This is a genomic window from Paenibacillus sp. JJ-223 (assembly GCF_927798175.1).
GTDB lineage: Bacteria > Bacillota > Bacilli > Paenibacillales > Paenibacillaceae > Paenibacillus > Paenibacillus hubeiensis.
On record NZ_CAKMMP010000011.1, the window covers coordinates 111,572 to 134,750 of the forward strand.

Below are 23,179 nucleotides of genomic sequence, written 5' to 3' on the forward strand. Positions count from 1 at the left end.
ATGAAATCCCGGAATAGGATTTCATCCGTTTTTTTGTCGATCCCATTTTCATTGGATCGTTGTAGTGAACGCATACCGTTATAGGTTCGGCAGCGCTTCCCTTCCTTCATTTTGAGTACGGCGAACAAGCTGCGGTATAATGGAAGGGATTCACATCTTTCAACGAAATGGGGCCTCATCATGGATCATGAAGAGCTTCTTGCACAGCTTCACGACTGGCACGACAATGACGAATACAGCCGGATTATCGAACGAATTCAGCAAGTCCCGGTACAAGAGCGCGGCTATGGGCTGATCAGCCAGCTTGCCCGGGCATATAACAATGACGAGCGCTACCGGGAAGCGATCCAACAGCTGTTATCCGTTGCCGACGAAGGTAAGCAGGATCCGCTTTGGCATTTCCGGCTGGGCTTCGCCTATCATCATCTGGGGCTGTATGACCAGGCACTGCATGCTTTACGTGAAGCGAACAGGCTGCAGCCGGGCGACGAAGATACGCTCGATTACATCGAATATATTCGTCCCAAAGCAGAGAAAATGATCCGGGATCAGCAGCGTTGCAAATTGGATGCGGCCATCTGGAAACAGAAACATGGGAACGCCTTGCCGTTCGAAGGGTTCGACCTTGCTTCATTCTGGAGAGGAAACGAGTATGCACGAGCAAATGAAATTTCTGAACCGGTGGACGAAGCCGTGGTTCGGTCCATTGAGCAAGAACTCGGATATACAATTCCCGCGGCCTACATCGCCCTCATGAAATCGCAAAACGGCGGCACGCCGTCGCGCACCTCTTTTCCAACCCAAGAAGCGACATCCTGGGCCGAAGACCATATTGCCATAACGGACATTCACGGCATCCGCCGAGACAGGTCCCATTCCTTTGGAGGTGGCCTGGGCAGCCGTTTCATGATCGAAGAATGGGGATATCCCGATCTTGGCATCGTCATTTGCGATTGCCCGTCCGCGGGCCATGACGTCGTCATGCTGGATTACCGTCTCTGCGGGCCGGAAGGCGAGCCTTCGGTCGTACACGTCGACCAGGAAGACGATTACGAGATCACCTACCTTGCGCCGAATTTCGAAGCCTTCATTCGCGGCTTGGTGGATGACAGCGTGTTTGATGAGGGAGACGAAGGCGAAGATATCGAGGATTAAGGCCATTAGTGCAGTAAAAATCTTCTGTTTCGGAGCATGGATTGAAGGATCCCATCATCCCCCCTTAGCGAAATGACCTGTTGAACCTCGGCCATAGAAACGGCAAACAGCATCGGCAAGGTGCTGACGAATCTGTCAGACCAGCCGGTGCCGTTTATTGGTATGAGGACATTTTCTCTGCCTCGTCCCTAGCTTTGAAGCGGTACCGCCGCCTCCTGATGTCTCTGCAGGAACTCCAGCATGCGCCGATATACGAAAATTTCGTTTTCTTTGCGGGAGAAACCATGTCCTTCGTCATCCAGCACGATATATTCCACGATCACGCCTTTCTCCTGCAGCGCAGCCACGATCTGGTCGGATTCGGCCTTGACCACTCTCGGGTCGTTGGCTCCCTGAATCACCAGCATCGGGTTTCTCATCTGATCGAGATACGTTATCGGGGAATCCTTGGTCAATCGCTCGCGGTCGCGAACCGGATCGCCAAGCCAATTGTCCATCAGCGGCTTCCAGTCGTCGGGTACGGATTCAATGAACGTGAACAGGTTGGAAGGCCCGAATATGTCCACGGCTGCCCGGAAATACTCGGGATGGCGGCCTGCAAGCAGCAAAGTCATGTATCCGCCATAGCTGCCGCCCACGACGAACAGTCGGTCTGGCGAGGATATTCCTTCGCTGAACAACCATTCCATCCCGGCCACGCAATCCAGACGCGGACCTTCTCCCCAGTCCCGTTCGACCATTTTCACGAACTCCGCGCCATATCCCGTGCTGCCCCGGAAATTGGGCGCGAAAATATGATAGCCCTGGGCCAGCATGAATTGGAACATCGGGCGAAAAAACTTCGCCTCGGACGCCTGGGGACCGCCATGCGGCCAAAACACGGTATGCCCGTTGGCGTTCTCCGGCTTGGCCTTGAACAACAAGGCTTCGATCTCCAATCCATCGTAGGATTCATAACGAACGACGTCCGGATACACCAGATTTTCCGGATGCAGTCCGGTGACCCGGTTGGACGTAAGCTGCTGCCATTTCTCTTCCCCCGCCATCAGGCGATAAATGTTATGCGGCTGGATGGCTCCGCGTCCAAGGACGTATACATTCCCTGCCTTCGTAACCAGCGACTGTTCCACGAAGTCCAGCGGCATATCCACCTGTTTCGGTTGTTCTTCCCCCTCGCCCAGCGTATACATCCGATTCTCGGTTCCTTTGAGCGTCCAGAAATAAAGCGTCTTGGATGCCTTATGCCATGCAATGCTCTGCACGTCTTCGCCTTCCACCCGGCATAACTGGCGGAATTCTCCCGTATCGCCCCGATATTCGGCAACATAGGAATACGATTCGTTGTCGTTCGTGATCACCAGCAAACGGTCATTGTCGGCAAACAGAACATACGGAACCTGGCTCTGGCGTTCCGATGCAGGCAAAACGGCTTGTTCCTTCCCATTCCTGTATAGATGGGCCGTCTGGTACGTATTGGAGTATATTTTGATGACCACATGGCTGTTCTCATCCGGGCTTACAGCGGCCAGCATGCTGGTCGTTCCTTCACCCTTGTGCAGCAACGCGCCTTCTCCCGTCCGCAAGTTCATGATCCTGGAATCCAGGAAATTCGGATTGCCGGCGCTTGTGATGTAATAGAGACGTTCCCCGTCTTCGGACAGCTCTACATAATAACAGCGGTCCCCCGGCCCCGCGGGTACGACAGGTAACGGAGCGCCGCCCTCCGGCTGCAAGGCATAAATGTGATAACTCTCGTCCCCATCCTTGTCGAAGGCGGTGAGCAAATGACGTCCTTGCGGATCGGCTTTGATAAACTGGCTGCTCTGGTTCAGGTACGTCAGTGGGTATGGAAACCCGCCAGGCAGGTCCATCGCCCACAAATTCGGATTTCCATTCAGATTGCTGTCGAAAAACAAACGCTTCTCGTCGGAAGATACGGCAAAATGCGAAATGCGGTACGTCTGAAAAAATTGCTCCACATCGGGTTTCGGGAAAGTAAGCATGACCAACCTCCTCCATAATGGCTCACCAGTTGAACAGTGGTAAATTAGGAATCTATTAGTCATAATATATGGAAGTTACCTGTTACCACAATACCTGTGTAAGCTATCCGCTAAAATCATTCCGCCGCCATGCTAAACAAAATAGAAGATTCGTGTATATTTGCGATTCCCCGCATGGCATAGGCAGCCTGCATTCTTCATGACTCCGTATAAAAGGTCATATGAGGCTTCTCTTCGCGATAATAGGCCAGCCTTTCGGCCATGGTGCCGGTATGCAATTCGAACAGATGGCCGTCCGGATCGGTAAAGTACACCGACATCGCATCCCGCGGATCACGTTCTCTTCCAGGGAGAATCTTTGCGCCGGCGGCTTTCAGTTCCTGTACCGATGCCTCGAACTCTTCTTCTTTTACCGTAAATGCAATATGTGTATAGGTTCGTTCCGTATAATTGCGGATCACATCCTCCTGATTCAAGGCAACCCAGAGGCCTGCAAGTTCGAAATAGGCCAGCTTGCGGCCTTTTACCAGGATCTTGGCTCCAAGGGCCTGCTCATAGAAAGCAATGGATCGTTCCAAATCGGATACGGAAAAGCACAGATGATTGATTCCCTGAATGTTCATTGGGCTCCTGACACCTCCATGGTCTTGGTTATCTTTATTATGGAATATTTTGGTCAAAAAACAAACCCCTCTTTCTCGTCCTCACACCATCCTATGGGCGAATGCATAGTGTAGGCATATAACCTTAGTGCGAGGAGGATGCAACGCGTATGAACCCGGTCTATCCTTTTCACGGCGAAAGAACGGTCTGCAAAGAGCAAAAGCTGGCGTTCCCGCCCCAACATCAGAACGTTCAGCCCGGACTCGAAACCTTGATGGTGCCCGAACCCATCAGCGAAGATCCGGCTTACATCGGAAGCTGCAAGCTGCAAGGCAAGGTTGCGATCATCACCGGAGGAGACAGCGGCATCGGCAGGGCGGCGGCCATCGCCTTTGCCAAGGAAGGCGCCGACATCGTCATTGCTTATTTGTACGAACGAACGGATGCCGAATGGACGAAACACCGCATCGAGGAATTGGGGCAGCGCTGCCTGCTGGTCGAGACCGACCTGAGGCTGAAAGTCAACTGTGAAGCGGTCATCCGTGCCACGATGGACGCATTCGGCAGCATCGACGTTCTCGTGAATAATCATGGAGTACAGTATACGCAGCCAAGTATCGTCGATATTACCGAGGAACAGCTGTATCACACGTTTCAAACCAATGTATTTTCCTACTTTTTCCTGATTCAGGCAGCTTACCCCCACATGAAAAGGGGAGCCTCCATCATCAATACCGCTTCCATCACGGCCTATAAGGGAGACGTCCGGCTTATTGACTACTCTTCCACGAAAGGGGCCGTCGTCTCGCTGACGCGCGTGCTCGCGAGATCGCTCGCGGCCGAGGGCATCCGGGTCAATGCCATCGCGCCCGGCCCGATCTGGACACCGCTCATTCCGTCCAGCTTTTCCGCCGAGGATGTCGAAGTGTTCGGCACGGAAACGCCGATGGGCAGGGCAGGTCAACCCTATGAGCTTGCGGCAGCTTATGTCTATCTCGCATCTCGCGACTCTTCCTATGTCACCGGCGAATGCATTCACGTCAACGGCGGGGATATGGTAACTACCTGAGCAAACGGATTTGAAGTTCAGGCAGGAGTTCGGTTCCCCGGCTGCGAAAAAGGTTCAGGAACCAAAGCCTTCGACAGGCCGAAAGCTGACATTTCGCGACAAGGAGATGAACCATTCGATGAACTTTGATCCCCTTTACCAGCCGTTTGCGTCACATCGGGTTCCCGTTTACGCCAATAAGGGCATGGTCGCCACTTCGCAGCCTTTGGCGGCACAAGCCGGACTGGACGTTCTGAAACAGGGCGGCAACGCCATGGATGCAGCTGTGGCAACGGCTGCCGCATTAACCGTGCTGGAGCCGGCTTCAAATGGCATCGGCGGCGATGCCTTTGCGCTGGTCTGGACGGGCGGCAAGCTGTACGGCCTGAATGCCAGCGGCCCGGCCCCCGGGACCCTATCCATTGAAGCCCTCACAAGTGCCGGCTACACCGAAATGCCGAAACTTGGCGTCGTCCCGGTAACCGTTCCCGGCGCGCCTGCTGGCTGGGCCGAGCTCAGCCGGCGTTTCGGGCGGCTGACGCTGGCGGAAGCACTCGAGCCTGCAGCACGCTATGCGGAAGAGGGTTACCCCCTGCCACCAGGTCTGGCGCGCAACTGGGCAAGGGCAGCCGGGATCTATGCTTCGCAAGGAGAGGTGCTTAAAGGCAGCGCATGGTTCGAAACCTTCGCACCGGGCGGGCGTACACCTGCTTCCGGTGAAATCTGGCGTTCGCCGGATCATGCGTCCACCTTGCGACAGATTGGCGAAAGCGATGCACGCGATTTCTACGAAGGCGGGCTGGCGGAACGCATGCATGCATTCATGGCAGAGCATGGCGGCTATATGACAAGAGACGACCTGGCTTCGTTCAAACCGGAGTGGGTCGAGCCCATCTCCGTCTCGTACCGCGGGTATGACGTTTGGGAGATTCCGCCGAACGGGCAAGGACTCATCGCGCTGTCGGCGCTGAACTTGCTGAAGGGCTTCGCGTTCGAAGAGAAGGAATCGGTGCTGACGTACCACCGTCAGTTGGAAGCGATGAAGCTTGCCTTTGCCGATGGAGAGAAATATATTACCGATCACGGAAAAATGGGAGTAACCATTCAGGAGCTGTTATCCGAAACCTATGCGGATGAGCGCCGGAAGCTGATCGGCGATACGGCCCGCCTTCCTGAAGCCGGCGACCCGCAGGCAAGCGGCACCGTATATCTGGCCGTCGCGGACGGCGAAGGCAGCATGGTCTCCTTTATCCAAAGCAATTACATGGGCTTCGGCTCCGGCATCGTCGTGCCGGGCACAGGCATCGCGCTGCAAAACCGGGGGCACAACTTTTCCCTAGATCCTTCTCACGCCAACCGGCTGGAACCCGGCAAACGCACTTACCACACCATCATTCCCGGTTTTCTCACCCGCGGCAGCAAGGCTGTCGGCCCGTTCGGGGTCATGGGCGGTTTCATGCAGCCCCAGGGCCATGTGCAGGTCATTATGAATACGCTGGACTTTCACCTGAATCCGCAAGCTGCGCTGGACTCGCCGCGCTGGCAATGGACCAAGGGCAGGACGGTCATGGTGGAGCCCGGCTTCCCGCAGCATATTGCCCAGGCGCTTGCCCGAAAGGGCCATGACATTCAGGTCGCGCTCGATTCCTCCACCTTCGGACGCGGCCAGATCATCTGGCGCAATCCGGACAACGGCGTTTTATGCGGCGGCACCGAGAGCCGAACCGATGGTACCATTGCGGCCTGGTGACGCTCCGGTACTCGTCTTGTAAATCAAAAGATCCCCCGTTTGAGAAAACGGTTCGGGATCTTTTTTATTTTTGACCAAATTCAACATTTGAAATACCGCCCCTCTGTAAAATCCAATGACTATTTCCATGAAAATTGAACTATTTGCGTAATTTTTCAATAAAACAATGAAAATCCTTCCGGACTTTACCGATATAGTTCTAGAAGTATACTCATTCATCACCCAAGACATTTTGAAAAGAAACGAGGGCCCGGCCATGAAAAAACAAAAATGGATTTCTCCTGTGTTGGTACTGAACATATTTGCCGTTATGCTGCTTTTGACGGCATGCTCCGCACCCGATGGCTCGACGAACGGAAGCACGCAGGAAAACCGGATTAAGGTTGGCGTTGTCCTGACCGAAGTCGGGCTTGGCGATCGCTCATTTAACGACTCTGCCTTTGACGGACTGATTCAGGAACGGAATGAAGGCAACATCATTTTTGACTATAAGGAACCTGCCAACGGCCTGACGCCAGAGCAGGCTTTCGAGCAATTTGCACAAGAAAAAATGGACCTGATCATCGCCTTGACCGATACGGTCAAAGCCGATTTGGAAAAGGTGGCGGAAAAATATCCCGATCAAACCTTCCTGATGATAGACGGCGAGTCCGAACTCCCCAACATCAATTCCATTAAGTTCAAAGCGGAGGAAGGCAGTTATCTGGCAGGCATGATTGCCGGCTTTGCCACCAAGGATAACCACGTTGGCTTTTTGGGCGGAATGGACATCCCGGTGCTGCATGATTTTCAGGAAGGCTTCGAACAAGGCGTACATGCCGTCAACCCGGATGCCAGCGTTCATGCTGTGTATGCCGGCGATTTTGGCAAACCCGAGCTGGGAGCACAGATCGCTTCCCAAATGATGCAGGACCAAGGCACAGATGTGATCTACGTTGCCGCAGGCTTGACCGGCGTGGGCGCTCTTACCGAAATTCAGCAGGCGGGAAAACATGCCATCGGCGTAGATACGGATCAATTCTTTTTGGCTGAAAAAGCGATTTTGACCTCCATGCTCAAAAACGTGGACGTCTCCATCCGCAATGCCATCGCTACATATAAAGAGAACAACAACACTTTCCCGCAAAAGGTCATGGTATACGGCTTGGCTGAAAACGGCATCGGCATCACGGCGCTTCACAATATTACCTTGAGCGACGAGCAGCAGAAACAATTTGAAGACCAGAAAGCAAAGATTGCTTCAGGCGAGACCAAAATTACGCTTAGCCCTTGAACAAGGCAGCAGTCGTAACCAATAAGGACAAAGCACGTGAATACTCAACAATGGGGGCATATGTTATGAAGCTTCAAGGCAAGCTGATCGGTTATGCGTTATTTTCAATGCTGGCATCCCTCGTATTGGTGGCCTACATCATATTCCAACTGCTCGGCATGAATGCCGGCAATCAAAATCTGGTGCCTGCCATGCTTAAAGTTTCCGAGCTGGATGCCAACCAGCTGCAGACGGCGCAGGCGCTGGACGTTTACTCCACCTCCATGTCGGCAGCCAATCAGGACGCTGTGCTGCGTTTGCTGGACGAAGGAAAACAGCTGGCGGACCAGCTCGCGGCAGAGCTGCTGCAAACGGAGGAGCAGATGCGCCTGATCGGAACCATTCAGGAGAAGCTGACCGCGCTGGGCGAGGGCGCAACTCAAGCCATGAATGCCCAGGACAGCACGGAAGCCAAACGTTACAGCTCAAGGGTGAAAGGCATCCAGAATGACATTTATATGCTGGATGAGCTCACGCGCGAGCGTTATGAGCAGTTTACTGCCCAACTGGACAAGGATATCGATGATACATGGAAAATCGCGCTGGCAGGGGGAATTTTCCTGATCATCACCGTCACCCTGTTCAACTTCTTCACCTCCCGCCGATTGGCAGGACGCATGCGTGTGCTTAAAGATGCTGCCGGACGGATCGCCCAAGGCGATCTGAGCGTCCAATTGGCGGCGACCCGCGGAAAAGATGAGCTGGATGAGCTTAGCGCCTCCTTCCGGGTCATGATCGACAGCATTCGGAGCATGGTCGAGTCGATCGGCGCCGCAGGCAATCGGGTGGATGCGATGGCGCAGGACATTGACCGCGGCAATGACACGATGCTGGCCATCGTGCAGCAGGTGACCCGTACGACGGAGGAACTGTCCATCGGCAGCCAGAAAATCGCCGAGGATCTGGCCGAAACCGTCATGATCGTTGAACAGATGCAGCACACGTTCGACAACAGCCTGCAATCCACCTCGCAATCGGCGGAATACGGGAATGAAGTGTTAAGCACGGTTTCGGACGGCCGAGCATTCATGCAGGAACAGCTCAAACTCAGCGAGGTCAACCAACAAGCGATGGCGGAAGTCGAGCAGACCTTCCGGGAGCTGGAGGACAGCGCCGCACGGATCGAAACGATGACAGGCTACGTGTCCGACATCGCTTCCCAGACCACGCTGTTGTCGCTGAACGCTTCCATTGAGGCGGCGCGGGCGGGCGAAGCCGGCCGAGGATTCGCCGTGGTGGCGAGCGAAGTCAAGAAATTGGCGGAGCAATCGGAACAGTCCGTGCAGCATATTTATGCGGCCGTGACAGAGATTTCAACCGCCATGGACAACGTGAAACGATCCGTCTTGAACAGCATCGGCCTTGTTGCGCAGCAGGAACAAGCTGCCAGACAAACCGGCCAATCCTTCTCAACAATCGAAGGCAGCGCGGAGCGGATCAGCGCCCAGATCAAGCAGTTGGCCGCGGAGATGCAGCAATCCCATGAATGGAGTTCCCGCGTGCACCAGGCCATCGAAAACATCAGCGCCATCACGCAGCAATCCGCAGCCAGCAGCGAAGAAATTACCGCCTCCGCTGCCGAGCAGCAGCGCTCGTTCGAAGAGGCGGCAGACAAGGTCAAAACGCTCCGCGACATCAGCGCGGAGATGCACCGGGAACTGGCAAGGTTCAAAATGTAACCGGGAAATCGGTGCCGGAACGACCGGGTTTGGGAAATCTTCGGCACGGGGAGCAGGCGTACCGAAAGGACGGTTACCTAACGATCAGGATCACAACGAAGGAGTCGGTCCGGAACCAATAAGAAGAGACGCTTTCGCCACCACGACAGGTGTGGTGATGGAAGCGTCTCTTTGATGTGTATTCAGAGGCAACGGGCTTGAAACCCGTTATCATCCGGTTATAGAAGTTTCCTCTTCTCTTTCGATTGTATCCCGCGAAACGCATGGAGCGATCCAACGCCCCTGCCCGGCCGTCCTCATGTTCGGCCTGATTTACAGGCATCACAAGGCTTCCACGATGTCGCCTGCGAGCACGGCAGACGGATCGCCCCGGTGCTGCGCGGCGCGTTCCCCGGCAAGGCCGTGCAAATACACGCCCCAGGCAGCGGCTTGCTCCGCGCTGAGCCCTTGGGCCAGCAGACCGGCGATGATGCCGGTCAGGACGTCTCCGGCGCCGGCGGTTGCCATGCCGGCATGTCCGGTGGTGTTGACGTACGCCTCGCCGGTAGGCATGGCAATGACCGTGCGTGCTCCCTTGAGCACCAGGGTCACGCCCTGCTCGCGGGCGTACCTCGCAGCGTATCCGATGCGGTCACGCTGCACCTCGGCGGTCGGCAGGCGCAGCAGCCGCGCCATCTCGCCCGGGTGCGGCGTCAGCACGACCGCCGCACGGCGCTTGCCCCAGACGCGGGGCCCGTCCGGGCCGGCGTCGGCCAGCATGTTGAGGCCGTCCGCGTCGATGACGAGCGGACGATCCGTGCCCTGCCACAGGCTGCGCAGCCAGCCTGTATCCCCCGCGAAGCGACCGAGGCCGGGGCCGGTCGCGAGCACGTCGCGGCTCTCCGCGAGACGCAGCACGGCGTCCGCGGAAGCCGCGTTCCATTCGCCGCCGGGGCCCTCGGCTGCGGCGGCGAGCATGACCTCGGGCACGCTGCCGACGACGTGCGGCAGCAGTGCCGCGGGCAGCGCCCACGTGGCGAGCCCGCAGCCGGCGCGCAGCGCGGCCTTTGCCGCGAGCAGGCCTGCGCCGCTCATCGGCAGGCTGCCTGCAGCCAGCAGCACGTGGCCATAGGTGCCCTTGTGCCCGTCAGGAACGCGCACACGGCCGGTATCTACGCCGAGATCATCGCGCAGCACCTCTTCCGTCAACAAGCGTACAGAGGCTCCGTGTTCCGGGGCCAGCCGCGCGGGAATACCGATGGAACGCACCACGATGCGCCCGGCGGCAGAAGCCCCCGGATATTGCACCAGTCCGCGCTTCAAGAGCGCAAGGCACACGGTGACCTTGGCTTGAATGCATGGCGTGTGCACCTCACCCGTGTCCGCATCCAGCCCGCTCGGAATATCTGCCGCCACAACGGGCTTGCCGCTGCCATTCGCTGCCTCGATCAGCGCCGCGTAAGAGTCTCGCGGCGCTCCCCGCGAGCCGGTGCCGAGCAGCGCATCCACGATGCCCGTGCACCGGCTGAAGTCCACGGCTTCGCGCCCGTGGACCAAAGCAGGGATGCCGAGCTTCGCGGCGGCATCCCGCTGCACTGCGGCTTCGCCCCGCAGTGCCTCCGGGGCATCGGCGTACACCAGCGTGACGCCGAGCCCCGCCTCCACCAAATGGCGCGCCGCCACAAGCCCGTCGCCGCCATTGTTGCCCTTGCCGATCAGCATGTACCAATGCTGATCGCGGGGTCGCTTCATCACGAGCGCCGGGTCGGCGGCGATGAAGCCGGGAAGCCCCGGCGGACCGCCATGCACGCGGCCTGCCTGGCGATCCGCCCCACGCGGCGCCTCCGGGCATTCGCCTACGCCCGCCTCCTGCTGCCGGCATAGCCGGATTACTTCCTCGGCAATGGCACGTCCCGCATTCTCCATAAGACTGAGGGCCGGAATGCCGAGCTCGCGGATGGTATGTTCGTCCACCGCCCTCATCTGTTCAGCCGTTACGATATACAACGCAATTCCCCTCCCGGAAGATTAACATCCAGACTTCATGCGAACCGGCATATCCCAGGTTCCATCATCCTTTACGCGAAGCACCGATCGATACAGCGATATGCTATCAGATTTGCAGCAGGTTTCTGCCCACTGGAGATTACGCACGCACCGATGCCGTTCGCGAATTCAAACGTCCCGGTGCGACCCCGAAAACCCGGTCTTAAGCCGTTCCCTCATTAATAAGCAACCGTAAACCGCGTCTGGATAAAATTCGGATCGTCCAGTTCATCCACCAGCGCTGCCGCAAAATCTCCAACGGAAATCGTACTCTCGCCCAGATCATCCGTAATCATGCGATTCAGGCCAATCCTGAATTGACCCGTACGTCTGCCCGAAGTAATCGTTGCCGCAGGACTCAGATAAGTCCAGGCAATGTCCGACTCTTCGATTAATCCGTAGGCGTCCAGATGAGCTTTGGCAAGCGTTCTGACTTCCTCCGGAAATCCGGGCGTGTCCATCAGCATTTCACCGGAATCCGTCAGCAGGCTTCCTGCGCCGCCAACGATGACCAAACGGCCCGCTTTGCCCCGGCGAACGCCTTCCAGCAGCGAACGCGTGACTTCGAGCAGTTCTTCCTCTTCGCCAAACTTAGGCCCGTAGGCGCTCACAACAGCATCCTGGCCTGCCGTATAATCGGCAATCTGATCCGGATTAAGCAGATCGCCCTGCTCCACGCGCAAACGTTCATGCACCATTTCCACTTTGGATGGGTCGCGCACGATGGCCGTCACTTCATGCCCGCGGTCCATCAACTCCCATAATATCGTTTTCCCAATCGTTCCCGTAGCTCCAAACAGCGCAACTTTCATATATAATCCCTCATTTCATCAAAGTCCTAAGCTCAATGCATCATTATTGTCCCAATTTACTCCTGTTGTTATAAATCTTAAACGGCACACGCCATCTTAAACCTCATGATCCGATGAAGTCAATCGCAACGCCTAAAAAAATGCAGTTTGTTTTCGATCCAAGATCGTTTTTCCAGATCAAAGGACTTCGTTCCCCCGACTACTCTTCTTGTCTCCACCACATACCTTCGGATTTCGGACTGGTATACGTGAAGCCAAACTGGGCATACAGCCGATCGGCCGGAACATCGGCCAGCAGACTGACAAGGCCGCGAGGCGGAACATGACGCCGCAAATAGTCCATAATCTCGCTCATGATCCGTTTGCCGTATCCTTGCCCCTGCGAATCCGGATGTACCGCGATGTCTACCACCTGAAAAAAGCACCCTCCATCGCCGATCACCCGGCCCATGCCGACAAGCTCCTCGCCACGGCGCAAGCATACGGCAAACAGCGAGTTTGGCAAACCTGCTTCGGCTCCTTCCCTGCTCATGGTGCTAAGGCCTGCCCGTTTGCGTAACGCAAGATACTCTTCTGCCTTCGGAGGCGTATGTACAATATGAATGGCGTCCATAATCCAATCCCCTTTCGTTTCGCTTCATGCTTGAATTCAGGCAATTCCTGTGTAATAGTGAGAGAAAAGCTTGCGTGAACCGTGTTTCACGATACGTGCGTTTACTTGCAACGATTCCTAAGTAAAGGAGGGTTACCCTTGTTTTCATTTTGGCTGCATAACATGCTCAGCTATCCCGGATTTTGGGGGCTGCTGCTTGCAATGACCGCGCTGCTAACAGGCATCTATTTATGGTCGGCAACCGAAGTCAGACGCAACCGCGAACGGCGAATGCGGAGTATACGAGATACATTATACATAAGCACACCCTTGTTGGGACAACTTGCGGCAAAAGAAACCCATGGGTACATGTTCGACGAGCACTCTTCTCCCGATCTTTTGCAAGCGATGCTGTCATGCAAAGCGGCAGCCTGCTTGTCCATGCCATTGCAGGAGCAGATTCGGGACTGTACCCGACATCCCGAACCTGCACACCTGTCTCTCGTGCACAAAGCGCTGGAGAGGGAAACCGGGGCCTTGTCCGACGAACTCGGACGCAATGAACTCCCGGCAGGTTGGGGACAGGGTGTCTGGAACGTGTTTCGTCCTGCCGCAGAACCAATCGCCTTTGCTGCCACGGCAGCGCTGTGCGCGGATTTCGTCTTCCGGCAGTCAGGGTTGCACCGCCCCTTTTGGGCAGCTTGGGACAATGCCTTGCCATGGATGCAATTCGTTTCGCTGTTGATCACGATATTGTATGGATACCTGCTCTGGTCCGGACCGCGCGGGAGCACGCCTGCTCCTCTGAGCAAGCTGTTGTCGCTTTCGATCGTGCTGGCTGCCCTGCTGCATTTGATCGGTTCCGCAGCTGCGCCTTATGCCCTTGGCCTTCAGCTCATCCTCATCGTTTCCGGCTTCGGCCTTACCAGGACCAGTTCCCGCAGCAATCGCCCCTATGCCGGGCATGACGGGATGGAAACGGCTCAAGCTGCCCACACGGATGGAGCGGACGGAGCAGACGGCCAGAGCTGACGATACGGCGGACTTTATCCTAAAATGGCACTTTCTCAAAACAACAAACGCAAAAGGAGAAGCCGTCTTAACGTGCTTCTCCTTTTGCGTTTCGATCCTGAATTATTATCCCTTCGTGCCTGCCTTGGGGCTCCGAAGAGCACGGGCAGAGCTGCTTCTCGCAGTGCTCCCGGATTTGGAGGCGCTGCCTGAAGACACATTTTCAAAACGCTTGCGTTCCGTCCGTTCCATCTGCACGATCTGGCCTTCATGCACAACGATATGCAGCGAGCCAAACTCCATGTCGTTCAATTGTCCGGCAATGCGGTCCAGCCATACCTCATCCACTTTTAACGGCTTAGCCATAGAGCCGCCTCCTCTTCCCGGGCCGTGCCCGCCATATTTCTTGCATCGAATGCTTCGCTTCCATGTACCCGTCTATAATTCATTCTTATCCAACCTATATACTTGGATTATACATTATCAGGGCTGTATTTTACTGTCAATTGGTTTTGGACTTAAAGTCAGAATGAAATTATCCACTGCTTGATTATCCGCATCAAATCCGGTTTAAAAGCGTTATGGCATATCCGGATTACTTGGCATGTGCAGCCTTGTGCCCTAACCAGCTTTTGAGCAGCAGCGTGGCCAGCGCCAATATCAGCAGCAAAGAAGCAACCGCGAACGAAGCCGAGAACTGATACTCGTTGTACAGAATCTCGACATGCAGCGGCAGCGTGTTCGTCTGACCGCGAATATGTCCCGACACGACCGATACCGCGCCAAATTCGCCCATCGCCCTAGCATTGCACAGTATGATGCCGTACAGCAAACCCCACTTGATGTTTGGCAAGGTCACGCTCCAAAAAATGCGCCAGCCGGATGCACCCAGCGTAACTGCAGCCTCTTCCTCCCGCGTGCCCTGATCTTCCATTAAGGGAATCAGCTCTCTCGCCACAAACGGAAACGTGATGAACAGCGTAGCGATCACGATGCCGGGCAGGGCGAATATGATTTTGATGTCATGCTGCTCCAGCCACGGGCCGAACCAGCCGTTCGAGCCGAAGACGAGCACAAAGATCAAACCGCCCACAACGGGAGATATCGAAAACGGCAGGTCGATCAAGGTGATCAGCAGCCCTTTTCCCCGAAATTGAAATTTGGTGATCACCCATGCCGCCGCTACCCCGAAAATCGTGTTAAGCGGCACCGTAATGGCCGCCACGAGCAGGGTAAGCTTCAAGGCGGACAAGGCATCCGGCTCCGTAAGCGCGGCAATGTAGACCCCCCAGCCTTGCTTCAAAGCCTCCATCAGCACGATGACGAGCGGCAGCACTAGCAGCCACAGCAGCACAAGCGTTGCCAGTCCGATGAGCAGCCATTTCACCCAGGGCGCTTCGGACGTCGCCCTGTTCGTCCCGGATTGCTTTCCCGCCGGCCGCAGCGGAGTTAATGGTACGGAACCAGCCATATGCCTTCGCCCCCTTCCAACGGTATTTTTGATCGTTTCCATCCTTGAACGACAGGAGCTAAGCCCTGCCCGCCTTGCGGCTCCAGCGCTGCAGCGAATTGATGACGAGCAGCAGGACGAAGGAAACGAGCAACAATAACAGCGCAACCGCCGTCGCTCCCGCATAGTCGAACTGTTCCAGCTTTGCCATGATCAAGAGCGGCGCAATTTCCGTCTTCATCGGCATGTTGCCCGAAATGAATACGACCGACCCGTATTCCCCGATTCCCCGGGCAAACGCTAACGCAAAGCCGGTCAGCAGCGGTGGCACAAGGTCCGGCAGCAAGATGGCCCGAAATATGCGCCAGCGTCCCGCACCGAGCGTCGCTGCGGCTTCCTCCACCTCGGCCTCCAGTTCCTCCAGCACCGGCTGGACCGTGCGCACCACGAACGGGATGCCGATAAACATCAAGGCCAGCGTAATACCGGCCTGGGAATAGGCCAGTTTGATGCCGAGCGGCTCGAAGAACTGGCCTATCCAGCCATTTCCCGCATACAGCGCCGTAAGCGCAACGCCGGCCACTGCCGTCGGCAGGGCGAACGGCAGATCAATCACGGCATCGAACAGCCGCTTGCCGGGAAACTCGTAACGAACCAACACCCAGGCCAGCAGCAACCCCAGGAGCAGATCGATCAAGGCTGCCGCGCCGGCCGTCAGAAAGCTGACTTTGAACGAAGCGAGCACCCGGGGATTGGTTGCATTCTCCACAAGCGTTGACCAGGTCAATCCGGTCGAATTGAACAGCAAGGCCGCCAGCGGAATGAGAACAACCAGGCTCAGATAGAACACGCTATACCCCATCGTCAGCCCAAACCCCGGCAACGTGCGTCGCCGGGCTGCCATTACCTTGCTCATGAACCATCATCCTCTCTGCCTTCGGTCGGTAGGACCGGTTGGCTGCGTACACTTTAGGACAGACGGCCGTTCATGGCCGTCCTCCGCCTTGCCTTGGCTGCGTCCATTAGCTCCCCGGAACGTAGATCTGGTCGAAGATGCCCCCATCGTTGAAATGTTTGGCCTGCGTATCCCGCCATGTGCCGAATACATCCTTCAACGTGAACAGTTCCAGCTCCGGAAATTGATCCTTGAACTTTTCTTTTACGCTGTCCAGCGTCGGACGGTAATAGTTCTCGGCCGCGATCGTCTGCCCCTCTTCGCTATAGAGGTATTTCAGGTAAGCGTCCGCGACCTCGCGAGTTCCTTTTTTGTCCGCATTTTTGTCAACGATCGCGACCGGCGGTTCAGCCAGGATACTGATTGAAGGCACCACGATATCGAATTTGTCCGGTCCCAGTTCCTTGACGGAGAGGAAGGCTTCATTCTCCCAAGCCAGAAGCACGTCGCCAATGCCGCGCTCCACAAATGTCGTCGTTGCCCCGCGCGCTCCGGAATCGAGCACCGGTGCGTGTTTGAACAACTCTGCCACGAACGCTTTCGCCTTTTCCTCATCATTGTTGTTCTGCTTCAGCGCATAACCCCAAGCTGCAAGGTAGTTCCAGCGCGCTCCGCCGGACGTCTTCGGATTCGGCGTAATGACCTCGACGCCATCCTTGATCAGGTCATCCCAATCCTTGATCCCTTTCGGGTTGCCTTTGCGCACCAGAAACACGATGGTGGACGTATATGGAGAGCTGTTGTGCTCGTATTTGTCCTGCCAGCCCGCATTGATCAGCCCTTTGTCCTCGATCGCATCAATATCGTAACCGAGCGCGAGCGTCACCACGTCTGCATCAAGCCCGTCGATGACGGAACGGCTCTGTTTGCCCGAACCTCCGTGGGACTGCTTGATGGTCACTTCCTGACCTTTCTCTTGCAGCCAATGCGCCGCAAATGCCTTGTTGAACTGTTCGTACAGCTCCCTGGTCGGATCATAGGATACGTTCAGCAGCTCCACTGCCTTGGCTTTCCCGGAACCGCTCCCCTGTTCTCCCGAACTTTCCGCAGCACTTGATCCGCCGCTTCCGCTGCCTGATCCGCATGCAGCCAGCACCCCCGTCAATACCAAAGCAAGACCAACCAAAATGCTTCTCCGAACTCCCTTTTTCATCGCTCAACACTCCCCCTGAATGAATCTGCGTGACTGCATCGGCAGGCTGAACAGCGTATGACGTTCAACGAAAAATAGACGCAGGAACCCCATGCCCGATCCTCCTATGAAGTCCTGCCGCCGAATACGCGTGCAAGCTTCATCCAGGATGACGTGCTGTGGAGTTCCTCCGTCTGTACGGTGAGAACGTATGCTGTTCTAAACAATTATTCCTACCTGTTTAGTAAGTTATATGCCTATAATAAGGGCAGTCCCCAGGTCTGTCAAACGTTTTTTACGCAAAATTCCAATATTTTTCATGCGCAGAAAACAAGCGGGGTACGGAACATATCCGTACCCCTAACCGCTTCAAACCTTCCGGGTCATGCCTCGTGATCGGCCTTCACTGCCCGGCAAACCGGATATGAGGCATCGGAGGGGCACTCATGCCATCTCCCAGATAAAATCCGGTATGCGGCGGCTGGTTGTAGGCGACGTTTTGCCAGGCCACGCCCAGCCGGTAGACCGGATCGTGCATCAGCGTATAAATGCGCTTGTCCGTAACATCCGTTGTCGTATAGATGCGCAGCGCCGAGCTGTCATTCGTGCGCCAGACCACTTCCTCCCTCCAATCTCCCAGCAGGTCCGCCTGCAGGTTCGGCGTGGACTTCGTGCCATTGTTGGAGGAAACCCCCGACGCAGTCAGCAAATTAACCGTTTGGCTGTTGGCATAGTCCCATTTGTCAATCCGGTTGCTATCCAGCAGCTCCCGCAGTAAGTCGCCGTCCCACCAAATTCCGAAATTCGTGGATGAAGGCAGCTTTGTCCCGATCTTCTGGCCTTGAGCCGTATAAAGCGCGCCGTCTGCCCATACTTCCACCCCGCGATATCTCGGGTCAATATCTGCAGCCATCCCCCTGCCAACATCCCTCGTTGTGGGGACCCCCCAGATCAACTGCCCTGTCCCTGCGTCACGGAACTCCACACCCGCGTTGGACGGGGTTTCGTGCACCTGGAATACCTCCAGTCCCGGCCGATCCGGGTCAAGATCGCTCAAATGCATCGCATCCCCGTGTTTCAGCCCTGTCGTATACAACCCGGCTCCGTTATGATCGACCGCCATGGCGCCGTAAACGATCTCGTCCTTGCCGTCTCCATCCACGTCGGCGACGCTCAAATTATGGTTGCCTTGTCCCGCATAACCCGAGTTGCCCGAAGCTTTGGAATCGAAGGTCCATTGTTTGGTCAATCGTCCATCCCGCCAATTGTACGCGACAAGTACCGTACGGGTGTAATATCCGCGTGCCATGACCAGGCTTGGCCGCTCTCCGTCCAAATACGCGATCGCCGCCAGGAAACGATCCACCCGGTTGCCGTAATTGTCTCCCCAGTCGGAAACGTTCCCGCGCGGAGGATCATAATTCACGGTGGACAGGGCCGCGCCCGTCTCCCCGTTGAACACGGTCAGGTACTCCGGTCCGGACAGCACGTAGCCATTCGAATTGCGATAATCCTTGCCCGCATCGCCGATGACCCTGCCGGCCCCGTCTTTCGTGCCATCGGCGGTTTTCATCGCCACCTCGGCCTTGCCGTCTCCGTCCAGATCATAGACCATGAATTGGGTATAATGGGCGCCTGCACGAATGTTTTTGCCCAGGCTGATGCGCCACAAATGCGTTCCGTTCAGCTTGTACGCATCGATGAACACCTCTCCGGTGTATCCGCTCTGGGAGTTGTCCTTCGAATTGGACGGGTCCCACTTGACGATCAGTTCGTACTCGCCGTCCCCATCCAGATCGCCCGCGCTTGCATCGTTGGCGCTGTACGTATAAGCAACCCCGTCCGGCGTCGTGCCTCCTGCCGGCACATTGAGCGGGACGGACAAATAATTGTTCCCCCATACACCCACAGGGGCGGATGCCGCCTGCTCCGCACCTCCAACGACGGCCCGGACCGTGTATGTGGAACTGCTTGTCCCGTTTGCATCCTGGAGATTGGTGCTGTTCGTAATCGGGGATGTGTTCACCTTCTTCCCGTCCCGGTACACGTTGAACGACACATTAGAACCTTCATTGCCGAAAAGCCTCCAGCTGACAAAGACGCCTTGGCCCGTTTTAACGGCCACGACGCCGCGATCCAGCAGCTCCATCTGGCGCGCCTCCGCCGCATGGGCCGCCTGCTGGCTGCCCAGTCCAAGCGTCGCCACCAGCAAGGCCGAGCTCAACATTAACAAACCCGCGTTTTGCCATGTTCGCTTCCAAGACCGACGATTCACCATATTCAACAGCCTCCCCCATGAATTTGGTAAGCCCGATGCCCGATAGCGCATATTTATGTAAGCGCTTTAATTATAACTTATATTACATTAAACATTTAATTCCATATATAGGACTAAAATAACATTTTCACTCATTTCATTTACACTGTTGACGACGCGGTCGTTCAACGTATAACGTCTGAGCCAACATGGCGTCGATCACCTCGATAAAGGTATAATGGAGTGACCCTTGTTTTCCAGAAAGGTGGCTTCCGAATTGAACCCTCAAATCGAGATATTATACGCACCGGCTTTGGAGTTTATCGCCAGCTTGCATACGTATATCTGCCGAAAATCACATAAAAAAATCGATCTGTCCGCATCATGGGCCAAAGACGTTCAGGAACGACTGCCGACAGGACTGGCATCCGCTCTGAACGAGCTTAAGGTAGACGACGATTGGAACTGGATGCTGCTGCTTGCCTTTCTGTACGTGGACGCTTCAGAGAACGGATCAATTTCCGATCCACGTCATCAGAATGACCCTGAATCGTTTATTCGGTGGTTCGACATGATGGGAACCGACGGGTTAACGGAGCTGTTCCTGCGCTACAGCTACCCCTACCCGGAAGATGTGCAAGCCTTTCACTCCGCGATGACCCAAGTGTTGCAAGGCTGGAACGAACATTATTTCGCCTCTACCGATTCGCGGATCCATCCGGCCTTGCTGAAGGAAATGACCGCACGTCGGGAACAGCTGAATGTTCTCCCCCCCGATGAAGTGCTCGACGATGCAACCAATGGCATCATGTTCCGTCCACGGGAAGGATTGAGACGCATCGTACTGGTACCACAGTTTCACTTTCAGCCTTTGAACATCATTCTGCAGTTGGACGATACCTTGGTATGCCATTATGCTGCACGCCTGTATTTCGGCAACGAAGAATATATGTCCACCCACGAACTTCGCGTCATCCGAAGCCTCGGCGAGAAAAACCGTCTCAGAATTTTACGTTTCCTGCATCATGGGCCTCGAAGTTTCATCGAGATCGTTCGCCATTTGGGTCTTTCCAAAGGAATTACGCATGACCATATCTCCAAGCTTCGCGGAGCAGGGCTGATTTACTCCCACTTCGAGGGAGAGAACCTGATCGAGTATTCCATTCGTCGACGCGCGCTGGACAAGCTGATTCCCAGTGTTCACGAATACATCGAACGCGATTGAATTGTCCCCCCGGATTTCGGATTTGCACAAAAATATTCTCCTTCGCACTGTACAACATGCCGCATGGCAGGACTGCCGCAGAACTTGACCGTTCAATGATTTTCGGCCCTGATCATGCGGCATTTTAGCACGTTAAAGTGGTTAATTATGGTTAATCTATAAAAAAAATATTCCGGTTCTCTATTTACAGAACCAATCCGCATTTCTATAATAGGGCTTATCGCTCTCATATCTGACTAAGTTCATAGGAATTATAAAAATTTAAACATCCTCAGACAAGGTTCAGGAGAGAGGAAAAATCGAAGATTGCAATCAAGGGAGGATACTATGAAAACGAAGAAAGCTTCGATGTTGTCCACCATGTTTCTTAGCGGAGTGTTGTTGTTGTCCGCTTGCTCGGCAGGCAGCAGCTCCGGGTCCGAAACAGCCGGCTCATCCGGGAGTGCCGAAGGTTCGGCTGCCCAGACCCAATCCACTGCCGCCGTCGGCTTGGATGGACCTTATCAAGCCACCGATTTGAGCAAATTGCCGGCATCTGCCAAGGAACGTACGGACACGATCATTGTGGCATTGACGGATCCGAGCGGCGCATTCACTCCTTATTTTCACCAGAGCGGTTATGACGGCAATGTTGCCTCACTGCTGTTTGCTTCGCTCGTCACCGTCGATCAACAAGGCTTGCCCGTGGCTGATCTGGCCGAAAGCTGGGATGTGTCGGACGATCAGCTGACCTATACGTTCCATCTGCGCCCTGACTCCAAATTCAGCGACGGTTCGCCCCTAACCTCGGAAGACGTAGCCTTTACCTGGACCATTCTGCACGATAAGGCCTATGACGGCGGATTTGATATCTTCTCGACCCACGTCAAAGGCGGGCAGGCCTATACGGACGGGAAAGCGGATCATATCGAGGGCATCAAAATCATTGATCCGCTAACGATCTCCGTTACGCTTGAGCAGCCCAACGCAACCGCTTTGTTGACACTTGGCTCGGAAGTGTTGTCCAAAGCCTACTACGGCAAAGAGTACAAATTCGGCCAACTCGACTACATCAAGCAGCTGCATGCCGCTCCAGTCGGCAACGGGCCGTACAAGTTGGATAAGTTCCTGCCCGGGCAGGAAGTGCGCTTCATTGCCAACGAGTATTACTACAAAGGTAAACCGAAAGCCGAGCGTTTTATTTACAAAACGTCCGAGGGGGATACCTGGCAATTCATCGAAACAGGCGAGATCGACTTTGCCGCGTTCACGGCCACCCAGGAGAACATCGATAAACTCAAATCGCTGCCATACCTGAATCTGCTGCCTTACACGCCAAGTACATACGGGTATTTGCAGTTGAATCTGGAACATGAACAGCTGAAAGAAAAAGAGGTCCGCCAAGCGATTACCTACGGGCTTGATCGGCAATCGATCTATGTCGATGCCAACCAGGGAGCCGGTGCAGTAGCGAACATCCCGGCCTCCCCGATTTCGTGGTCCTATACGGAAGACGGCATCAATCCGTATGCCTATGATCCGGACAAAGCCAACCAGCTGCTGGATGAAGCGGGCTGGGTTCGCGGCGCGGACGGCATACGCGAAAAGAACGGCACCAAGCTGTCCTTGCACTTCCTCGGCACCAAAAGCCCGGCAACCGATGTTTTCATTGCCGTAGCCAAGGAAAACTTCGAAGCGATCGGCATCCAGTTCCAGCCGGAAGTATTCGCCGACTTCAACGCGCTCGTCTCCAAAGTGGAGGGCGGAGATTATGACATGGCCTCCTTCTCGACTCCCATGCTGACTGACCCTTCCGAAGGGGTTTATCAATTCGTGGATGGCGAGATCAAGGGATATGACAATCCCAAAGTCAAGGAATTGTACCAAAAAGGGCTCGCCACGACAGACATCGAGGAACGCAAACAAGTCTACAAAGAGCTCTACCAGCTTCTGAACGATGAACTCCCCGTTATTTTCACCAGCTATCGCAAAACGGTATATGCCTATAACGGGCGCATCGAAGGGTTATCCGTCAGCCCGTTCCGCGGGATCGCGACCAGCCTGCCGGAATGGAGCTTGAAATAAGCGGGTCGCGTGAAGAAATGTCCTTCTAACGTTAACCGACCATATGCAACGCCAAATCCGCGTCCCCTTCAGCCGTATCATCAAGACTGGAGGGGACGTGCCGATA

The 23,179-nt window shown here is 55.4% G+C and carries 18 protein-coding genes; 8 read left to right on the forward strand and 10 right to left on the reverse strand.

Annotated elements, in window-relative coordinates; all coding sequences use genetic code 11:
• Positions 1–180 precede the first annotated feature (180 nt).
• Positions 181–1,155, forward strand: a complete 975-nt coding sequence (locus L6H98_RS19400) for an SMI1/KNR4 family protein (protein WP_236417553.1) — start codon at positions 181–183, stop codon at positions 1,153–1,155.
• A 188-nt stretch (positions 1,156–1,343) separates the two neighbouring features.
• Here the strand turns inward: L6H98_RS19400 and L6H98_RS19405 are convergent, their stop codons facing one another.
• Together L6H98_RS19405 and fosB are read right to left on the reverse strand one after the other, a co-directional pair.
• Positions 1,344–3,158 carry a S9 family peptidase gene (locus L6H98_RS19405; RefSeq protein ID WP_236417554.1) on the reverse strand — a complete coding sequence of 605 codons (1,815 nt, stop codon included), beginning with the start codon at positions 3,156–3,158 and terminating at the stop codon, positions 1,344–1,346.
• A gap of 197 nt (positions 3,159–3,355) precedes the next feature.
• A complete protein-coding gene (gene fosB, locus L6H98_RS19410; protein WP_236417555.1) occupies positions 3,356–3,781 on the reverse strand; it encodes a metallothiol transferase FosB in 426 nt (141 codons plus the stop codon).
• 149 nt (positions 3,782–3,930) lie between these two features.
• On the opposite strand from fosB, the gene L6H98_RS19415 reads away from it, so the two are divergent.
• The 4 genes from L6H98_RS19415 (at position 3,931) to L6H98_RS19430 (ending at position 9,550) form a co-directional block, all read left to right on the forward strand.
• Complete coding sequence (locus L6H98_RS19415) at positions 3,931–4,830, forward strand: glucose 1-dehydrogenase (protein WP_236417556.1); 900 nt, start codon at positions 3,931–3,933, stop codon at positions 4,828–4,830.
• 118 nt (positions 4,831–4,948) lie between these two features.
• Positions 4,949–6,559: a gamma-glutamyltransferase family protein gene (locus tag L6H98_RS19420; RefSeq protein ID WP_236417557.1), complete on the forward strand. Its 1,611-nt coding sequence runs from the start codon at positions 4,949–4,951 to the stop codon at positions 6,557–6,559.
• Between the two features lie 256 nt (positions 6,560–6,815).
• The gene (locus L6H98_RS19425) at positions 6,816–7,832 is read left to right on the forward strand and encodes a BMP family ABC transporter substrate-binding protein (RefSeq protein WP_236417558.1); all 1,017 of its coding nucleotides are present in this window, start codon (positions 6,816–6,818) and stop codon (positions 7,830–7,832) included.
• Between the two features lie 65 nt (positions 7,833–7,897).
• Positions 7,898–9,550, forward strand: coding sequence for a methyl-accepting chemotaxis protein (locus L6H98_RS19430; RefSeq protein ID WP_236417559.1), 1,653 nt, complete (start codon positions 7,898–7,900; stop codon positions 9,548–9,550).
• Between the two features lie 321 nt (positions 9,551–9,871).
• Here the strand turns inward: L6H98_RS19430 and L6H98_RS19435 are convergent, their stop codons facing one another.
• From L6H98_RS19435 to L6H98_RS19445, 3 genes are all read right to left on the reverse strand, one after another.
• Complete coding sequence (locus tag L6H98_RS19435) at positions 9,872–11,536, reverse strand: NAD(P)H-hydrate dehydratase (RefSeq protein ID WP_236417560.1); 1,665 nt, start codon at positions 11,534–11,536, stop codon at positions 9,872–9,874.
• Positions 11,537–11,754: 218 nt separating this feature from the next.
• Positions 11,755–12,387 (reverse strand): NAD(P)H-binding protein, encoded by a 633-nt coding sequence (locus tag L6H98_RS19440; protein WP_236417561.1) that lies wholly within the window; start codon positions 12,385–12,387, stop codon positions 11,755–11,757.
• Between the two features lie 199 nt (positions 12,388–12,586).
• Complete coding sequence (locus L6H98_RS19445; protein ID WP_236417562.1) at positions 12,587–13,000, reverse strand: GNAT family N-acetyltransferase; 414 nt, start codon at positions 12,998–13,000, stop codon at positions 12,587–12,589.
• Between the two features lie 138 nt (positions 13,001–13,138).
• Between L6H98_RS19445 and L6H98_RS19450 the strand changes: the two genes are divergently transcribed.
• On the forward strand, positions 13,139–14,011 hold the full coding sequence (locus L6H98_RS19450; protein ID WP_236417563.1) for a hypothetical protein: 873 nt from the start codon (positions 13,139–13,141) through the stop codon (positions 14,009–14,011).
• A gap of 105 nt (positions 14,012–14,116) precedes the next feature.
• Here L6H98_RS19450 and L6H98_RS19455 read toward each other — a convergent pair whose 3' ends face one another.
• From L6H98_RS19455 to L6H98_RS19475, 5 genes are all read right to left on the reverse strand, one after another.
• Complete coding sequence (locus L6H98_RS19455; protein WP_236417564.1) at positions 14,117–14,356, reverse strand: YezD family protein; 240 nt, start codon at positions 14,354–14,356, stop codon at positions 14,117–14,119.
• Positions 14,357–14,585: 229 nt separating this feature from the next.
• The gene (cysW, locus tag L6H98_RS19460) at positions 14,586–15,461 is read right to left on the reverse strand and encodes a sulfate ABC transporter permease subunit CysW (RefSeq protein WP_236417565.1); all 876 of its coding nucleotides are present in this window, start codon (positions 15,459–15,461) and stop codon (positions 14,586–14,588) included.
• Positions 15,462–15,519: 58 nt separating this feature from the next.
• Positions 15,520–16,356: a sulfate ABC transporter permease subunit CysT gene (gene cysT, locus L6H98_RS19465; protein ID WP_236417566.1), complete on the reverse strand. Its 837-nt coding sequence runs from the start codon at positions 16,354–16,356 to the stop codon at positions 15,520–15,522.
• A 106-nt stretch (positions 16,357–16,462) separates the two neighbouring features.
• Positions 16,463–17,548, reverse strand: a complete 1,086-nt coding sequence (locus tag L6H98_RS19470) for a sulfate ABC transporter substrate-binding protein (RefSeq protein ID WP_236417567.1) — start codon at positions 17,546–17,548, stop codon at positions 16,463–16,465.
• 382 nt (positions 17,549–17,930) lie between these two features.
• Positions 17,931–19,676 carry a rhamnogalacturonan lyase gene (locus L6H98_RS19475; RefSeq protein WP_236417773.1) on the reverse strand — a complete coding sequence of 582 codons (1,746 nt, stop codon included), beginning with the start codon at positions 19,674–19,676 and terminating at the stop codon, positions 17,931–17,933.
• A 385-nt stretch (positions 19,677–20,061) separates the two neighbouring features.
• Between L6H98_RS19475 and L6H98_RS19480 the strand changes: the two genes are divergently transcribed.
• Together L6H98_RS19480 and L6H98_RS19485 are read left to right on the forward strand one after the other, a co-directional pair.
• Positions 20,062–21,009: a winged helix-turn-helix domain-containing protein gene (locus L6H98_RS19480; protein ID WP_236417568.1), complete on the forward strand. Its 948-nt coding sequence runs from the start codon at positions 20,062–20,064 to the stop codon at positions 21,007–21,009.
• Between the two features lie 327 nt (positions 21,010–21,336).
• On the forward strand, positions 21,337–23,073 hold the full coding sequence (locus L6H98_RS19485; protein ID WP_236417569.1) for an ABC transporter substrate-binding protein: 1,737 nt from the start codon (positions 21,337–21,339) through the stop codon (positions 23,071–23,073).
• Positions 23,074–23,179 lie beyond the last annotated feature (106 nt).

Bases quoted from the DNA above. Each gene is read 5' to 3' on its own strand.
- cysW (WP_236417565.1), bottom strand. From the start codon at position 15,461: ATGGCTGGTTCCGTACCATTAACTCCGCTGCGGCCGGCGGGAAAGCAA.
- cysT (WP_236417566.1), bottom strand. From the start codon at position 16,356: ATGAGCAAGGTAATGGCAGCCCGGCGACGCACGTTGCCGGGGTTTGGG.
- L6H98_RS19430 (WP_236417559.1), top strand. From the start codon at position 7,898: ATGAAGCTTCAAGGCAAGCTGATCGGTTATGCGTTATTTTCAATGCTG.
- L6H98_RS19485 (WP_236417569.1), top strand. From the start codon at position 21,337: ATGAAAACGAAGAAAGCTTCGATGTTGTCCACCATGTTTCTTAGCGGA.
- L6H98_RS19405 (WP_236417554.1), bottom strand. From the start codon at position 3,158: ATGCTTACTTTCCCGAAACCCGATGTGGAGCAATTTTTTCAGACGTAC.
- L6H98_RS19425 (WP_236417558.1), top strand. From the start codon at position 6,816: ATGAAAAAACAAAAATGGATTTCTCCTGTGTTGGTACTGAACATATTT.
- L6H98_RS19420 (WP_236417557.1), top strand. From the start codon at position 4,949: ATGAACTTTGATCCCCTTTACCAGCCGTTTGCGTCACATCGGGTTCCC.
- L6H98_RS19455 (WP_236417564.1), bottom strand. From the start codon at position 14,356: ATGGCTAAGCCGTTAAAAGTGGATGAGGTATGGCTGGACCGCATTGCC.
- L6H98_RS19445 (WP_236417562.1), bottom strand. From the start codon at position 13,000: ATGGACGCCATTCATATTGTACATACGCCTCCGAAGGCAGAAGAGTAT.
- L6H98_RS19470 (WP_236417567.1), bottom strand. From the start codon at position 17,548: ATGAAAAAGGGAGTTCGGAGAAGCATTTTGGTTGGTCTTGCTTTGGTA.
- L6H98_RS19415 (WP_236417556.1), top strand. From the start codon at position 3,931: ATGAACCCGGTCTATCCTTTTCACGGCGAAAGAACGGTCTGCAAAGAG.
- L6H98_RS19475 (WP_236417773.1), bottom strand. From the start codon at position 19,676: ATGGAGCTGCTGGATCGCGGCGTCGTGGCCGTTAAAACGGGCCAAGGC.
- L6H98_RS19440 (WP_236417561.1), bottom strand. From the start codon at position 12,387: ATGAAAGTTGCGCTGTTTGGAGCTACGGGAACGATTGGGAAAACGATA.
- L6H98_RS19400 (WP_236417553.1), top strand. From the start codon at position 181: ATGGATCATGAAGAGCTTCTTGCACAGCTTCACGACTGGCACGACAAT.
- fosB (WP_236417555.1), bottom strand. From the start codon at position 3,781: ATGAACATTCAGGGAATCAATCATCTGTGCTTTTCCGTATCCGATTTG.